Below are 15126 nucleotides of genomic sequence, written 5' to 3' on the forward strand. Positions count from 1 at the left end.
TTAACGCAAAGGCGCTCCCTGCCAGGCAGGGAGCGCCTTTCGCTTGCCGGTGCGCGGTGGGTCAGGCGGCGCCGATGACTTCGGCGAGCTGGCGTACCGCCCAGGTGATCTCGTCTTCTTCGATGACCAGGGGCGGGGCCAGGCGGATCGTGGTGCCGTGGGTGTCCTTGGCGAGCATGCCGCGGCCCATCAGCTTCTCCGACGCCTGGCGTCCGGTCATCACGCCCGGGTCGATGTCGACACCGGCCCACAGGCCGCGACCGCGCACCGCGGTGACGCCCCGGCCGACGAGCGCCCGCAGCTGCTCGTGCATCATCGCGCCGAGCTGTGCCGAGCGCTGCTGGTACTCGCCGGTTTCCAGGAGCTTGATGACCTCGATGCCGACAGCGCAGGATAGCGGGTTGCCGCCGAAGGTCGAGCCGTGCTGGCCCGGCTTGAGCACGCCGAGCACCTCGCGGCTGGCCGCGACGGCGGAGACGGGCACGATGCCGCCGCCCAGCGCCTTGCCCATGATGTGCATGTCGGGCTTGACGTCCTCGTGGTCCACGGCGAACGTACGACCGGTGCGGGCCAGGCCGCTCTGGATCTCGTCGGCCAGGAACAGCACGTTGCGGCTGCTGCACAGGGCACGCACACCGGACAGGTAGCCGTCCGGCGGGACCAGCACGCCGGCCTCGCCCTGGATCGGCTCCAGCAGCACCGCGACGGTGTAGTCGTCGATCGCCTCGGCCAGCGCCTCCAGGTCGCCGTACGCGACGATCTCGAAGCCCGGGGTGTACGGCCCGAAGTCGGCGCGCGCGTCCTCGTCGGTGGAGAAGCTGATGATCGTCGTCGTGCGGCCGTGGAAGTTGTCCGCCGCCACAATGATCTTCGCCTGGCCGTCCGGCACGCCCTTGACCTGATATCCCCACTTGCGGGCCACCTTGATCGCGGTCTCCACGGCCTCCGCGCCGGTGTTCATCGGCAGCACCAGGTCCTGGCCGGTCAGCGCGGCCAGGCGCTGGCAGAACTCGGCGAACTGGTCGTGGATGAACGCGCGGCTGGTCAGCGTGAGCCGGTCCAGCTGGGCGTGCGCGGCGGCGATCAGCGCCGGGTGCCGGTGGCCGAAGTTCAGCGCCGAGTATCCGGACAGGAAGTCCAGGTAGCGCCGTCCGTCCACGTCGGTGACCCAGCAGCCGTCCGCCTCGGTGATCACGACGGGCAGCGGATGGTAGTTGTGCGCCGTGTACCGCTCCGCCGCGTCCACCGCGGACGGCGTACGGCTGTCGACGATCGAATTCATGACCGCAGCTCCAGGGTGCAGCACTTGGGGCCACCACCCGCCAGTCGCAGCTCGGAGACGTCGACTCCGATCGGCTCGTAGCCGGCCTTGCGCAACTCCTCCGCGAGGTGGGTGGCCTGGACCGGCAGCACGACGTTCTCGCCGTCGCTGACCGCGTTGAGTCCCAGCACCTCCGCATCCTCGATGTTAGCGATGACGGCGTTCGGGAACAGCTGACGCAGCACATTCTGGCTGCCCGGCGAGAAGGCCTCCGGCAGGTACGCGATGTTGGCCGGCTTGCCGTCGATGCCGGTCGACAGCACGGCGAGCGCGGTGTCGAGGTGGTAGAAGCGCGGGTCCACCAGCTGCAGGGTGATCACGGGGCGGCCGAAGATCTCCTGGACCTCGGCGTGCGAGGCGTGCGCGGTGCGGAAACCGGTGCCCGCCAGCACGTACTCGCCGGCCAGCAGGATGTCTCCCTCGCCCTCGTTGACGTGCTTGGCGTCGTGCACCTCGTACCCGGCGCGCTCGGCCCAGTCGCGGTAGGCGGGGCCCTCGTCGGCGCGCTCGGCGTGCCGGAACTGCGCGGTGAACATCCGGCCGTCGATCACCGTGCCGCCGTTGGCGGCGAAGACCATGTCGGGCAGGCCGGGGATGGGGTCGATGAGCTCGATCTGATGTCCCAGGTTCTCGTACGTGGCCTTGAGGCTCTCCCACTGGCTGATCGCCAGGGTGGTGTCGTACGGCGCGGCCGGGTCCATCCAGGGGTTGATCTTGTAGGTGACGGCGAAGTGGGTGGGCCGGCACATCAGAAAGCGCTTCTGCATGGCCCTAACGCTAGAGGGGAAGATCGCAGCATAACCATCATTCGCTCATGCTTATGACCTTGGTTTCTTGCGTAGTTCACCCTGTCGACCAACGATCCGTTGCGTCAACCCCGGCAGGCGCTTTCCGGCCGCCGGGCCGAGCGCTCGCTCCCGCCGACCGTAGCTCGCTTCGGCGCGGCGCGAAGGCGCACCATGATCGTTCGACTTGCCAGGCAGGTGGGCGAAAGCGCGGTCAAGATACGCACAGGTGCCCGGCAAGTCGGATGACCTTGGGCGGCGCGGCGTGGGGCGGCGCGCCCGGCGGTGTGGGGCGGCGCGCCCAGTGGTGCGGGGCGGTTCCGTGGGGCGCTGAACTGTCGTTAAAGTGCGGCGCATGACTGACAGCCAGAGAGTAGCGATCGTCACCGGTGCGGCCCGGGGCATCGGCGCGGCCACCGCCCGGCGGCTGGCCGCCGACGGGTTCGCCGTCGCCGCCGTAGACCTGACCGAGGACAACTGCGCGGACACCGTCGCCGCGATCGCCGCGGACGGCGGCCGGGCCATCGCGGTCGGCGCGGACGTGTCCGATTCCGCCGCCGTGGACAACGCGGTCGCGCACGTCGCCGCCACCCTGGGCGCGCCGTCCGTGCTGGTCAACAACGCGGGTGTGCTGCGTGACAACCTGCTGTTCAAGATGAGCGACAGCGACTGGGACACCGTCATGTCGGTGCACCTGCGCGGGGCGTTCCTGTGCAGCCGGGCCGTGCAGAAGCACATGGTCGAGCAGAATTACGGCCGCATCGTGTCGCTGTCCAGCACCTCGGCGCTCGGCAACCGGGGCCAGGCCAACTACGCCGCCGCCAAGGCCGGGTTGCAGGGCTTCACCAAGACCCTCGCCATCGAGCTGGGGCAGTTCGGCATCACCGCGAACGCGGTCGCGCCGGGCTTCATCGTCACCGAGATGACCGCCGCGACCGCGGCGCGCGTCGGCGTCGACTTCGAGGCGTTCCAGGCCGCGCGCGCGGCGGAGACCCCGGTGCGCCGCGTCGGCACGCCCGCCGACGTCGCCCACGCCATCTCGTACCTGGTGAGCGAGGGCGCCGGCTTCGTCACCGGCCAGGTCATCTACGTCGCGGGCGGCCCGCGCGGCTGACCCTGTAGACGGTGGCCTGTCTCATCGGCTATTCGTAGATCGAATTCGATGAGATAGGCCACCGTCCATTAAAAGCTACTCGCGGGTATTGTGATCTAGCTCACGGCGTGGTTACCTCTCGGTAACTTGTTCGAAGCAAGGCCGACACCCCCGTGAGGTCCGCCGTGAGGAAGCTCCCCTCCCTCCTGACGGTGGTCGTGCTGGCACTCGTCACCTGGGCCGCTCCCGCCCAGGCCGCCGCCCCGACCACCGGCTTCCGCTTCATCGACATCACCGTCCCCGACGGGACCGTGCTCAAGGCCAACGTCATCGAGCCCACCACCCCGGGCCGGCACCCCGCCGTCGTCTTCCCGGCCAGCTGGTCGCTCAACGACCTGGAGTACATCGCCCAGGCGAACGCGCTGGCCCAGGGCGGTTACACGGTCCTGTCGTACACCCCACGCGGCTGGTGGGCCTCGGGTGGCGAGATCGACACCGCCGGCCCGAAGGACATCGCCGACGTGTCCCGGGTGCTCGACTGGCTCGTCGCGAACACCACCGCCGACCCGTCCCGCATCGGCATGGCCGGGGTCTCGTACGGCGCCGGCATCAGCCTGATCGCGTCCGGCCACGACAGCCGGATACGGGCCGTGGCGGCGCTGTCCGGCTGGAGCGACCTGGTCGCCTCGCTGTACGGCGGCGACACCCGTCGGCTGCAGTCCTCGGCGCTGCTGGTCGGCTCGGCGGCGCTGCTCGGCGACACCAGCGACGAGTTCGACGCGATCATCGACGACTTCTACGCCAACCGGAACATCGCCGGGGTCAAGGAGTTCGCCCGGCTCCGTTCCGCGGGCACGTACCTGGCCGGCATCAACGCCAACCGTCCGGCGGTGCTGCTGGCCAACGGGTACGGCGACAGCATCTTCCCGCCGAACCAGCTGATCGGCTTCTACGGCGCGCTGGCCGGTCCGAAGCGGCTGGAGTTCGCCCCCGGCGACCACGCCATCCCCGAGTTGACCGGGCTCATCGGCCTGGACAACCACGTGTGGACGTCGGTGCGGCGCTGGTTCGACCGGCACCTGTCCGGCATCGCCAACGGCATCGACACCGAGCCGCCGGTGGTGCTGCGCTCGCTGACCGGCGGTCCGGCCGAGTCCTACCCGAACTGGGCGGCGATCAGCACCACGACCGGCCGGTACGGCCTCGGCGAGGTCAACTGGCTCACCGGCACCGGCAGGCTCGGCGGCGCGGCCACCACCGGCTGGTCCCGGCGGACCTGGTTCAACGACGACACGATCGCCGCGGGCGGCCTGGTGCTGCTGTCCAACGGCCTGCAGGCGCTGACCGGCATCCCGCCGACGGCCTGGCTGCCCGCGGTGGACCGGGACAACGCCGGGGTCTGGATCGGCGACCAGGCGACCGGCACGGTACGCATCCGCGGCAGCGCCACCGTGCACGCCCGCTTCACCCCCACCGAGCGCAGCGGCACCATCGTGGCGTACCTCTACGACGTCGACGCCCTCGGCACGGGAAAGTTGATCACTCACGCCCCCGTGTCGTGGCTCGACGCCACCGCGAACGCGGCCCGCACCGCCGACATCCCGCTACCCGCGACCAGCTGGGACCTGCCCGCCGGCCACCGCCTCGCCCTGGTGATCGACGGCCACGACGGCCTCTACCTGGATGAGAACGGCTGGCTCGGCTCCGTCCTCTTCTCCGGCCAGTCCTGGCTCGACCTCCCGACCCGCTGACCGCCGCCCCCAGCCCGCCCCTCCGCGCCGCAACTCTTGAAGGGTCGCGGCCTCGCAACGGTCCGAAAGGCGCGACTCTTTAAGAGTTGCGCCTTTCGGGCGGGCCGGTGGCCGGTGGCCGGTGGGTGGGTCAGTCGGCGGTGCTGCCGCGGGGTGGGACTACGAGGGCGTAGATGACCAGGATGCAGAGGCCGATGTTGATGAGGGACCAGAACGGGTACACCGGCAGGTAGAGCATCTGGAGCAGGGCGGTCGCGCCGGCCAGGCCGATGCCCGCGCCACGGGCCCACTCCTTGCCGGACCAGATGCCCGCGCCGACGGCGATCAGCACCGCGCCGAGCAGGACGTGCAGCCAGCCCCAGGTGTGCAGGTTGAACACGTACAGCTCACCCTGGGTGGACGTTGCGTACGCGGCGTACCGGTCGTTGGCGATCGCGAAGATGCCCTCCACCACGTTGAACACCCCCAGGAGCAGAATGAGCAGGCCGGCGAAGGACAGCCAGCCCGAGCCGATGCGCTCGGTCGCTTTCGCCACGGTCGACATAGCACCCACCTTCGTGCGAAACGGACGAAGCACCTTCACGTTAACGCCGAACGCTTCCCTGATCAGGGCGAACGACGGAAACAGCTCAGGCGGCGTCCGGTTCGGGATGGCTGTGCGGGTGGTCGGCCCGGTGCCGGTGTGAGCGGGCGACCGCCCAGGCGGCCAGCGCGGTCGTGATCGGAACCGCGGCGATGAGGCCGATCGTGCCGACCACACCGCGGACGATCTCGGCCGCCATCACCTGCGTGGAGAGCACGTCGCGGGTGCCCGTGCCCGCTGTGACCAGCAGCAGCATCAGCGGCAGCGACGCACCGGCGTACGCCAGGATGATGGTGTTGACCACGGAGGCGACGTGGGACCGGCCCACCCTGATCGCCGACCGGTACAGCTGCCGCGCGCTCAGCGTCGGGTCGGCCAGGGACAGCTCGCCGACGAGGGCCGTCTGGGTGATCGCGACGTCGTCCAGCACGCCCAGCGTGCCGATGATGATGCCGGCCAGCAGCAGCCCGCGCAGGTCCACCCCGGCCAGCACGTTGGCGAGGATCGCGGCCTCGTCGCTGCCGGAGCCGGTCAGGTGCAGCAGGTTCGTGGTGAGCAGGCCGAGCAGCCCGGTCAGCACCAGCGCGGCGAGCGTGCCGAGCAGCGCCATGGAGGTGCCCACGCTGACCCCGTGCGTCAGGTAGATCACCGCGAACATGATCGCGGCCGAGCCGACGATCGCCACCGCCAGCGGCGGCTCCCCGCGCACGATCGCGGGCAGGATGAAGACCAGCAGCACCGCGAAACTCACGACGAGGCCGACCAGGCTCGCCACCCCGCGCCAGCGGGCGAACGCGATCACCGCTGCCACGAACAGCGCGACCAGCGCCAGCAGCCAGCCCCACCGGTCGTGGTCGACCACCGCATAACGCTGCCCGCCCTCGGCGTCGACCGAGGCGATCAGCACGACGTCGTCGCCGACACCGACCGCGGGCGCGCTCGGCCCGGTCGGCACCACGGCGTCGACCACCTGCTCGCCGATGCGCACCTGAGCGGTGCCGCAGTCACCGCCAGGCTGGGCCGGGACCTCGCGCGGGCAGGCGGGCGTCGCCGACACGATCTCCCCGTGCAGCCGCTGCGTGGTGTCCGACGCCTGCTGCGGGCTCGGCCCGCGAGGCCACAGCACGATCAGCCCGATAAGGGTCGCCACGACCAGGGGCACGATGATCATCGTGACGATGCGGCGCAGGTCGGGCGGGGCAGGTGGCAGCGTCTCACCAGGCTCGTGACTGTGTCCGGCCCCCATGAGCCGAACCTAGCCGTCGAACCCCGCGCAGTAGGGGCCTTTGCCCGGGTTGGGCGGCCCGGTCACCAGCACGGCGTACCGCCGGCCACTGTCGGAGTACGTCACCAGCACCTTGCCGTCGCCGCTGGTCACCAGCGCGACGTGGAACAGGTCGCCGGTCAGCAGCGGCAGCGCCACCCGGCGGGCCCGGTCGGCCGAGCCGGGCGGGCAGTGCCAGAGCACCAGCCGGCCGGTGCCGTACTCGGCGGGGGCCAGCGGCACCGGGGCCGCCAGATCGGACTCCGTGCCCAGCACGTACAGGCCGGGGCCGCCCGCGCCGATCGCCACCGGCGCGTGGAAAGTGATCGCGTCGCCGCCCGCGACCAGCCGCGGTGTGCTGCCCGGCAGCAGCACGGCCTGGTCGGTGGCGCGTTCCGGAGCGCCGATCTCGGTGATTTTGGCGGTGTCGCAGGCGGCCGTCGGGCAGGTCGCGAGCCAGGCCCGGCGTCCGGCAGGGTCGCGCAGCAGCACCGTCGGCCGGTCCGACGCGTCGAGGGTGAGCTGCAGCAGCGGGGCGTACGCGGGCGCGGCCACCATGCCTTCGGGCAGCCAGGCGCTCAGCTCGACCTCGACCGTGCCGAGCACGTCCAGCGAGCGGCGGTTGCAGTGCACCGTGTTGCACCGGGTGACCGCCAGCTGGACCTTCGGCCGGGTTCCGCTGCGCACCTGGAGCGGGCGGGCCGTGGCGACCACGACCGAGCCGTCGGGCCCGGCCGCCACAGCCAGGTGTGCCTGGCCCTCGTTGCCGCCGCTGTGCCAGCGGGTGATGCCGTCCTCACAGCTGCCCGGCTTCGGTCGGGCGGTGGCCGGACCCCAGGGCGCGGTGCAGCGCTGCATCTGCACCGCGTCGTCGCCGTCGGTCTTGACCGCCTGGCTCTCCCGGCCGCGGATTCCCGCAGAGACCACGTCGCCGTCGGCGGTGATCGCGGTCGCGGGCATCGGCGCGCCCAACATCAGCGGTTCGGAGCTGCGCGATCGGACGGAGTGGCACCCGTCGTCGAGGCACCAGTGCGGGCCGTAGTCGGTGACCACGACCGGGTGGCGGCCCGCCGGCCAGGCTGTGGCCAGCACCTCGCCGCTCCACGAGACGCTGTGCCGGCTCGCGTGCGGGCTGTCCCACGGGTCGGTCGCCGCGAAGCCCAGCCCCAGCAGCGCCGGCAGCAGCAGCGAAGCCAGCGCCGCGACCAGCGCGGGACGGCCGGTCCAGGGCCGGCCGAGCGCGGCGTAGGCCCGGCCGAGCGCGGCGGCGGACCGGCGGAGTGCGGCGAGCAGCGGAGCGGGCAGGGCGAAACGTCCCGGGCGCGCCACCGCGCCGTGCCGTGGGCCGGTGGCCCGCACCGCAGCGGTGCGGGTCGACCTGGTGGGGTCGGTCAGGGCGTGGGCGGCCGATGCCTTCGCGCTGTCGGCCGAAGCGAGGGCGGTGAGGGACGGCGCCGCCGAGGGCACCGTGTCGTCAGCCGGGTCGTCTCCGGCGCGGGCCGGGCCCGCGGACGCGGGGGACAGCGCTGACAGCGTCTGGTCGACCCGGTCGAGGTCGGCCTCGGAGCCGCGGCTGCCCGCCGGGCGGCGCTGCAGGTAGACGGTGACCAGCACGGCGGCCTGGACGGCGGGCACGATGACCCCGGCCAGCGCGGCGAACAGCAGGGCGAAGGCCGGTTGTGCCTGCGTCAGGGCGGCCGCGCCCATGCCCACCAGCGCCGGGGCCACCACCACGCCGGTCGCCAGCGCGCCGCCGGTCGTCAGCATCCGGCCCGCGGCGAGCGCGTGCGCGTGCAGCAACCAGGAGACCGCGCCGTCGCCCAGCACGATCGCGGGCACCGACAGCAACCGGCTGGCCAGCACGACCAGCGTCAGCACAAAAAGGCCGAAGACGGCCGCGGTGGCCACGTCCTGCGGCAGGGCGATGTCGAAGAAGGCGACCGCGACCAGGGTGAGCACCTGCAGCCCGACCGCGGCGACGGCGATCAGCAGCAGGGCCGGCACCAGTGCGGGCAGCCGGCGCAGGGCCAGTAGCAGCGCGGCACGCGGATCGACCGGGATGCCGCGCAGGCCGCCGGACGCCACCGCGATGCCCGCGACCAGTGCCACGACCCAGCCGAGGCCGAGCGCGACCAGTCCCGCCCCGCCGGCGGCCGCCGCGGGCGCCGGGGTGAACGTCCCGTCCACCACCGTGGCGTTGGTGTTGAGCGCGAACAAGCCGATGACCTGGCGTGCCAGCAGCGCCGGCACGAGCGTGGCCGCGGCGACCACCAGCAGGCCGCGCCACTGCCTCAGGGCGAGGTCGGCGGCGTCGCGCAGGATGGCCGGCAGGCTCCGGCTGGCGAGGCGGTCGGCGTTCGGCACCGGCGCAGCGTACCGGCGACACGCGTGTCACGCCTATGGCTGAGACGTCCTCCGAAAAGTCGGCACGGGCGACAGGTCAGCTCGTACCGGCCACGGCGGTGTGCGCGGGGCCGAGCGTGATCGCGCGTACGTGCTCGATCAGGGTCACCAGCACCTCCCGCCCCGAGCGGCGGTCCCGCACGTCGCACATCACCACGGGCACGTCCGGGTCGAGCGACAGTGCCCCGCGCACCGCGTCCACACCGAACGGCTGGTGGCCGTGGAAGCAGTTCACCGCGACGACGAACGGGATGCCCCGGCGCTCGAAGTAGTCGATGGACGGGAAGCTGTCCGCCAGCCGCCGGGTGTCGGCCAGCACGACCGCACCCAACGCGCCGATCGCCAGCTCGTCCCACAGGAACCAGAACCGGTCCTGGCCCGGTGTGCCGAACAGGTAGAGCACCGCGCTGTCGCCGATGGTGATCCGGCCGAAGTCCATGGTGACCGTGGTGGTGCGCTTGCCCTCCACCCCGGACAGGTCGTCGGAGTCGGTGCCCGCGGAGGTGAGCACCTCCTCGGTGTGCAGGGGCAGGATCTCGCTGACGTTGCCCACCATTGTCGTCTTGCCGGCGCCGAAGCCCCCGGCGACCAGTATCTTGATCGCCGTGGGAATGGACCGGGCACGCTCGTCACGCATGACGGAGGCCAAGGATCACCGCCTGGAGGATGTGGTCGTCCGGAATGTGGCCGGGGGCCACTGCGGGTGCCATACGGGTGACGGCGCCCTCGTCGAATAGGTCTGCGAGGAGTACCCGGACCACGCCGAGGGCAAACCCGGCACGGGAGGACAGCTCGGCGACCGAGATGGGTTCCTGAGCGAGGGCGAGGACCGCCCGGTGCTCGGGTTGCAGGCGGACGGCGTGGCGGCGTTGCCCCGCCGGTGTCGCCACGACATAGGTGAGCAGGTCGAACGTGCTCGCTCCGGGGCGTGCCCGGCCGCCGGTGACCGCGTACGACCGCACCAGCGGCCCGGCTTCGGCATCGAGCCACTCGTGCGCATCGTCTTCGTCGTCAGCGCGCATGGGTGGAGGTGGGCCGCGGCTGCGTGCCGAGGCTGTGGCCGATGCGCTCGACGACCATCGCCATCTCGTACGCCACCATGCCGATGTCGGATTCGGCGTCGCTCAGCACCGCGAAGCAGCTGCCCTGGCCGGCGTCGGTGACGAGCAGGACGGCCTCCTCCATCTCGATCACGGCCTGGCGCACCGGGCCGGCCTTGAAGTGTCGGCCGGCGCTGCGCGACAGGCTGGCGAAACCGGCCGCGATCGCGGCCATGTGATCGGCGTCGGCCTGGGACAGGTCGCGGGACGCGCCGAGCAGCAGCCCGTCCACGGAGAACACGACGGCCCGCAGCGCCGCGGGTATGCGGTCCACGAAGTCGTCGAGCAGCCAGTCCAGGCCCGCGGGATTGCTCATGATGTCGACTCCTCAGGCGGTTCGGCCGCTGCCGGGGTGTCAGCGGGAGGGGCGGGGACGGTGCTCACCGCGGCCGCGGACCGGCCCCGGTGCGCGCCCGCGAGCAGGGACGTCAGGATGCTGCGGGTGCGCTCGGCGGGGCGCACCGGCGAGGCGGGCCCGGTGCCGCCCGGCTCGCCGTCGAGCACGATCACCGGTTCCTCGCGCAGGGGCGCGGCGAGGTGGGTCTGCGGCGCGCGTACCGGCAGTTCGGCCTCGGTGGTGGGGCCGCCTTCGAGCACGTCGGCGGGAACCGGTGCGGCGGCCGGCGCCGTCGGAGAGCCCGTGGTCAGGGCCGCGATCGGGGTGGCCAGGGCGGGCGGCGCGGCCGGGGCCTGCGCCGGGGTGCTCGTGTTGCCGTCGACGACCAGTTCGCGCGGCAGCAGCACCACCGCGGTGAGGCCGCCGTACGGGGAGGGGCGCAGGGTGACCTTGACGCCGTGCCGGGCGGCCAGCTTCGCCACCACGAACAGGCCCAGCCGGGAGCTGTGCGCCGGATCGAAGTCGGGCGGGTCGGCCAGGCGCTGGTTGGCCTCGTCCACAGCGGAGGCGGGCATGCCGACGCCGCGGTCCTCGATCTCCACCGCGTACCCGTTGGGCAGCAGTTGCCCGGCGACCGTGACGTGGGTGTCGCGCGGGGAGTAGGCGGTCGCGTTCTCCAGCAGCTCGGCCAGCAGGTGGATGACGTCGCTGACGGCCCGGCCGCGCAGCGCCAGCTCCTGCGGCGGCACCACCGTGATCCGGGTGAACTCCTCCACCTCGGACACCGCCGAGCGCATCACGTCGTGCAGCGGGACCGGGTGCCGCCAGCCCCGGCCGGGCTTGGCCCCGGCCAGGATCACCAGGTCCTCGGCGTGGCGGCGCATCCGCGCGCCGAGATGGTCGACGCGGTACAGGTCTTCGAGGTCCTGGGGGTCGGTGGTCCGCCGCTCCATCGCGTCCAGCAGGGCGAGCTGACGGTGCAGCAGCACCTGGCTGCGCCGCCCGATGTTGAGGAAGACCTGGTTGAGCCCGTTGCGCAGGGTCGCCTCCTGCACGGCCGAGGCCACGGCGGTGCGCTGCACCTGGGCGAACGCGTTCTCCAGCTCGTTGAGCTCGTCGTCGACCGCACCCGGCGGCGGCACCTCGGCGTCCACGTCCACGTCCGTGCCCGCGCGGAGCCGGGCCACCACGTCGGGCAGGCTGTGCTCGGCGACGTGCAGGGCCTGCGCGCGCAGGGCGTTGATGCGGCGGATGATCGAGCGCGCCACCCGGAACGAGACCAGGGCCAGCACCACGATGGCGATCAGACCGGCCCCGCCGGCCAGGCCGAGCCGGACCAGGATCGCGGTGGCCGCGGGCATGGTCGCGTCGATGGTGCGGGACGCGGTGGCCGACTCCAGCTCGTACAGCTTGCCGTCGACGGTGGCGTAGTCGGCGGACCACTGCTTGGCGTCGATCGCGGGAGCCGGGCGGCCGAGGTCGGCGAGCCGGTCCTCGACGGCCCGCATCCGCAGGTAGGCCGCGCTGTCCAGGATGGCCGTGTAGTGGACCGCGTCGTCGGGGTGCAGGTAGCGCGTCGCCGTGTCGTGCGCGCGCCGCTGCAGGCCGATCAGCGACACCGCCTCGGAGCGTTCCGCCGCGGACATGCCGCCACCCGCGATGGCGGCGCTGATCAGCGCGTTCTCGCGGGCGTAGAGTTCGCGCGCCTCGGTGAGCGCGATGACCGTGCCCGCCTGCCGGTTCAGCTCGTGGTCGTCGAGGCCGGAGACCGAGCCGTACAGGCCGAAGGTCTTGTCGATGATCCCGCTGTACAGCCGCATGATCTGCACCCGGTCGTACTGCCGGGTGTCCACCACGGCCCGGCCCAGCGGCAGCTCCTCCAGCGCCTTGCCGACCGCGGCCAGGTGCTGCCGGGTGAGCGGGCTCGCCGCCGACTCGGCGTCGTCGCTGCCGGTGAGCCGGCGGAACTCGGCCAGCGCCATGTCGGTCTCGGCCCGCTGGGTGCCCAGTTCGGTCGCCACGACCGGGCCGCCGCTGAGGAAGCGCATGGACAGGGCCCGCTCGGCCTGCAGCTCGCTGACGAGTTCGTAGGCGGGTGTGCCGAACATGTCCACGCCGGACTTGACGTCGAGCAGGTTCGCCGCCGGGCCGACCGTGACGGTCGTGCTGAACAGCCACATGCCCAGCAGCGGCACCAGCGGCGCCAGCAGGAGCAGCATCACCCGTGACCTGATCGACCAGCTCTGCTGGGAGAAGAAGCGTCGGGGCATAAACGACCTCATAAGCGCACCGGGGGCGGGACCACGCGAGGGAAACGTGGAAATACTACTGATCTCACGGCCCCGGCACACCTTTCGGGTGTCGCCAGTTCACCAGGTAGGACGCCGAAAACACGATGACCGGCACCGATGCCGGCGCCGGTCACGTGCTGACGTAGATCGTTTTATGCCGGGGCGAACCAGACCGCGCCGTACGGTCCGACCGCGACGGCGGCGTTGCCCTCGGCGTCGGTGCGGATGCGGCCCATGTTGCCGACCCCGGAGCCGCCGTACACCTCGGCGTCGGTGTTGAGCACCTCCAGCCACGCCCCTGTGCGCGGCAGCTTGATCCGGTGGTCGTGCAGCGGGATGCCCGAGAAGTTGGCCACGCAGGCCAGCAGCTTCTTCGAGGTCTTGCCGTGGCGGACGAAGGAGACCGTGTTGCTGCCCGAGTCATGCGGGTCGATCCAGCTGAACCCGCCCGGCTCGGTGTCCCGGGCCCACAGCGCGGCGCTGTCCCGGTAGATCCGGTTCAGGTCGCGCACCAGGCCGCGCACATCACCGTGATAGTCGGCGTGCGCCCAGTCCAGCCCGAACTGCTCGCTCCATTCCGACTCCTGGGCCAGCTCCGCGCCCATGAACAGCAGCTTCTTGCCGGGGAAGGCGTACATGTAGCCGAGCAGCCCGCGCAGGCCCGCCAGCCGCTGCCAGCGGTCGCCGGGCAGCTTGCCCAGCAGCGAGCGCTTGCCGTGCACCACCTCGTCGTGGCTGAGCGGCAGCACCCACTGCTCGTCGAAGGCGTAGCAGCTGGGCCAGGTCAGCTGTGCGTGGTGGTAGCTGCGGTGCGCCGGGTCCTTCTTCAGGTACTCCAGCGTGTCGTGCATCCAGCCCATGTTCCACTTCATGCCGAAGCCCAGGCCGCCGAACTCGACCGGGCGGGAGACGCCCGGCCACGCCGTCGACTCCTCGGCGATGGTGAGGATGCCCGGCTGGTCGGCGTACACGGCGGTGTTGAGCTCCTGGAGGAAGTCGACCGCCTCCAGGTAGGTGTTGCCGCCGTACACGTTGGGCGTCCACTGCCCGGCCTGGCGCGAGTAGTCGAGGTAGAGCATCGACGCGACGGCGTCCACGCGCAGGCCGTCGACGTGGAACTCCTCGCACCAGTAGCGGGCGTTGGCGATGAGGAAGTTGCGCACCTCGCGCCGGCCGTAGTTGAAGACCAGCGTGCCCCAGTCGGGGTGCTCGCCGCGCTGCGGGTCCTCGTGCTCGTAGAGCGGGGTGCCGTCGAAGCGGGCCAGGGCCCACTCGTCCCGGGGGAAGTGGGCGGGCACCCAGTCCAGCAGCACCCCGATGCCGGCCTGGTGCAGCCGGTCCACGAGGTGGCGGAACTGGTCCGGGTCGCCGAAGCGGGCGGTCGGCGCGTAGAACCCGGTGATCTGGTAGCCCCACGAGCCGCCGTACGGGTGCTCCATCACCGGCAGGAACTCCACGTGGGTGAAGCCCAGGTCGGTGACGTACGCGACCAGCTCGTCGGCCAGCTCCTTGTAGGACAGGCCCGGCCGCCACGAGCCCAGGTGCACCTCGTAGGTGGACATCGGCCGGGCGTGGTGATCGGCGCGCTTGGCCCGCCCGGTCATCCAGGACTCGTCGTTCCAGGTGTAGGCGGAGGAGAAGAGCACCGAGGCGTTCTCCGGCGGGCACTGCGCCGCGACGGCCAGCGGGTCGGCGCGGTAGGTCCAGCGGCCGTCCGCGCCGTGCACCCGGTAGCGGTAGCGCTGGCCGGCCACGGCGTCCGGCACGGTCGCCGCCCAGACCCCGCTGCCGCCCTGCGGGCTCATCGCGATGCCGTCGCCCGGCCACCAGCCCGAGAAGTCGCCGATGACCTGCACCTCGCGGGCGTTGGGTGCCCACACCGCGAAGCGCCAGCCCTGGCCGTCGGGCTCCGGGTTGGCCCCGAGCACCTTCCAGAGCCGCTCGTGCCTGCCCTCGCCGATGAGGTAAAGATCAAGATCGCCGATCAGGTTCATCGCTTCTCCTCGCCGTTCCGGTTGCCCCGTTGACCAACGAGCCGACGCCGTATCCGCACCGTCTTCGCTGCTCATCGCTTCGCTTGCGGTAGGGGTGGGGCGGGCCTGGCCGTCGGTCGGGCCCGCTGCGCGCGCGCTCATCGCGCCGCCTCCGGCGTCGCGATGAGCCAAACGGTGCCGATGATTCGCTCGCTCCGCTCCCTC

The 15126-nt window shown here is 72.0% G+C and carries 12 protein-coding genes; 2 read left to right on the top strand and 10 right to left on the bottom strand.

All coding sequences use genetic code 11. From position 1 onward, the window contains the following. Positions 1-61 precede the first annotated feature (61 nt). Together rocD and ddaH are read right to left on the bottom strand one after the other, a co-directional pair. Positions 62-1282 (bottom strand): ornithine--oxo-acid transaminase, encoded by a 1221-nt coding sequence (gene rocD, locus AB0B35_RS04880; protein WP_361040701.1) that lies wholly within the window; start codon positions 1280-1282, stop codon positions 62-64. Then, on the bottom strand, positions 1279-2088 hold the full coding sequence (ddaH, locus tag AB0B35_RS04885; RefSeq protein WP_361040704.1) for a dimethylargininase: 810 nt from the start codon (positions 2086-2088) through the stop codon (positions 1279-1281). The genes rocD and ddaH overlap by 4 nt, the downstream gene beginning before the upstream one ends. Before the next feature lie 373 nt (positions 2089-2461). Here ddaH and AB0B35_RS04890 point away from each other — a divergent pair, with 373 nt between their 5' ends. Together AB0B35_RS04890 and AB0B35_RS04895 are read left to right on the top strand one after the other, a co-directional pair. Beyond that, positions 2462-3220: an SDR family oxidoreductase gene (locus AB0B35_RS04890; protein ID WP_361040707.1), complete on the top strand. Its 759-nt coding sequence runs from the start codon at positions 2462-2464 to the stop codon at positions 3218-3220. A gap of 164 nt (positions 3221-3384) precedes the next feature. Beyond that, complete coding sequence (locus tag AB0B35_RS04895) at positions 3385-4950, top strand: CocE/NonD family hydrolase (RefSeq protein ID WP_361040709.1); 1566 nt, start codon at positions 3385-3387, stop codon at positions 4948-4950. 130 nt (positions 4951-5080) lie between these two features. Here AB0B35_RS04895 and AB0B35_RS04900 read toward each other — a convergent pair whose 3' ends face one another. The 8 genes from AB0B35_RS04900 to glgB form a co-directional block, all read right to left on the bottom strand. After that, entirely contained in the window at positions 5081-5494 is a 414-nt protein-coding gene (locus AB0B35_RS04900; protein ID WP_360521089.1) for a hypothetical protein, read from the bottom strand. A gap of 85 nt (positions 5495-5579) precedes the next feature. Next, positions 5580-6779 (bottom strand): YibE/F family protein, encoded by a 1200-nt coding sequence (locus AB0B35_RS04905; protein ID WP_361040712.1) that lies wholly within the window; start codon positions 6777-6779, stop codon positions 5580-5582. Between the two features lie 9 nt (positions 6780-6788). Beyond that, entirely contained in the window at positions 6789-9161 is a 2373-nt protein-coding gene (locus AB0B35_RS04910; RefSeq protein ID WP_361040715.1) for a hypothetical protein, read from the bottom strand. Between the two features lie 76 nt (positions 9162-9237). Next, the gene (locus AB0B35_RS04915) at positions 9238-9837 is read right to left on the bottom strand and encodes an ATP/GTP-binding protein (protein ID WP_361040718.1); all 600 of its coding nucleotides are present in this window, start codon (positions 9835-9837) and stop codon (positions 9238-9240) included. Beyond that, on the bottom strand, positions 9830-10222 hold the full coding sequence (locus AB0B35_RS04920) for a DUF742 domain-containing protein (protein ID WP_360521078.1): 393 nt from the start codon (positions 10220-10222) through the stop codon (positions 9830-9832). The genes AB0B35_RS04915 and AB0B35_RS04920 overlap by 8 nt, the downstream gene beginning before the upstream one ends. Next, positions 10212-10616, bottom strand: a complete 405-nt coding sequence (locus AB0B35_RS04925) for a roadblock/LC7 domain-containing protein (protein WP_203695464.1) — start codon at positions 10614-10616, stop codon at positions 10212-10214. The genes AB0B35_RS04920 and AB0B35_RS04925 overlap by 11 nt, the downstream gene beginning before the upstream one ends. Continuing rightward, entirely contained in the window at positions 10613-12907 is a 2295-nt protein-coding gene (locus AB0B35_RS04930; protein ID WP_361040721.1) for a sensor histidine kinase, read from the bottom strand. The genes AB0B35_RS04925 and AB0B35_RS04930 overlap by 4 nt, the downstream gene beginning before the upstream one ends. Before the next feature lie 173 nt (positions 12908-13080). Further along, positions 13081-14922: a 1,4-alpha-glucan branching protein GlgB gene (glgB, locus tag AB0B35_RS04935; protein ID WP_361040724.1), complete on the bottom strand. Its 1842-nt coding sequence runs from the start codon at positions 14920-14922 to the stop codon at positions 13081-13083. Positions 14923-15126 lie beyond the last annotated feature (204 nt).

The sequence above is a fragment of the Catellatospora sp. NPDC049133 genome, from assembly GCF_040648455.1.
Taxonomy (GTDB): Bacteria; Actinomycetota; Actinomycetes; order Mycobacteriales; family Micromonosporaceae; genus Catellatospora; species Catellatospora aurea.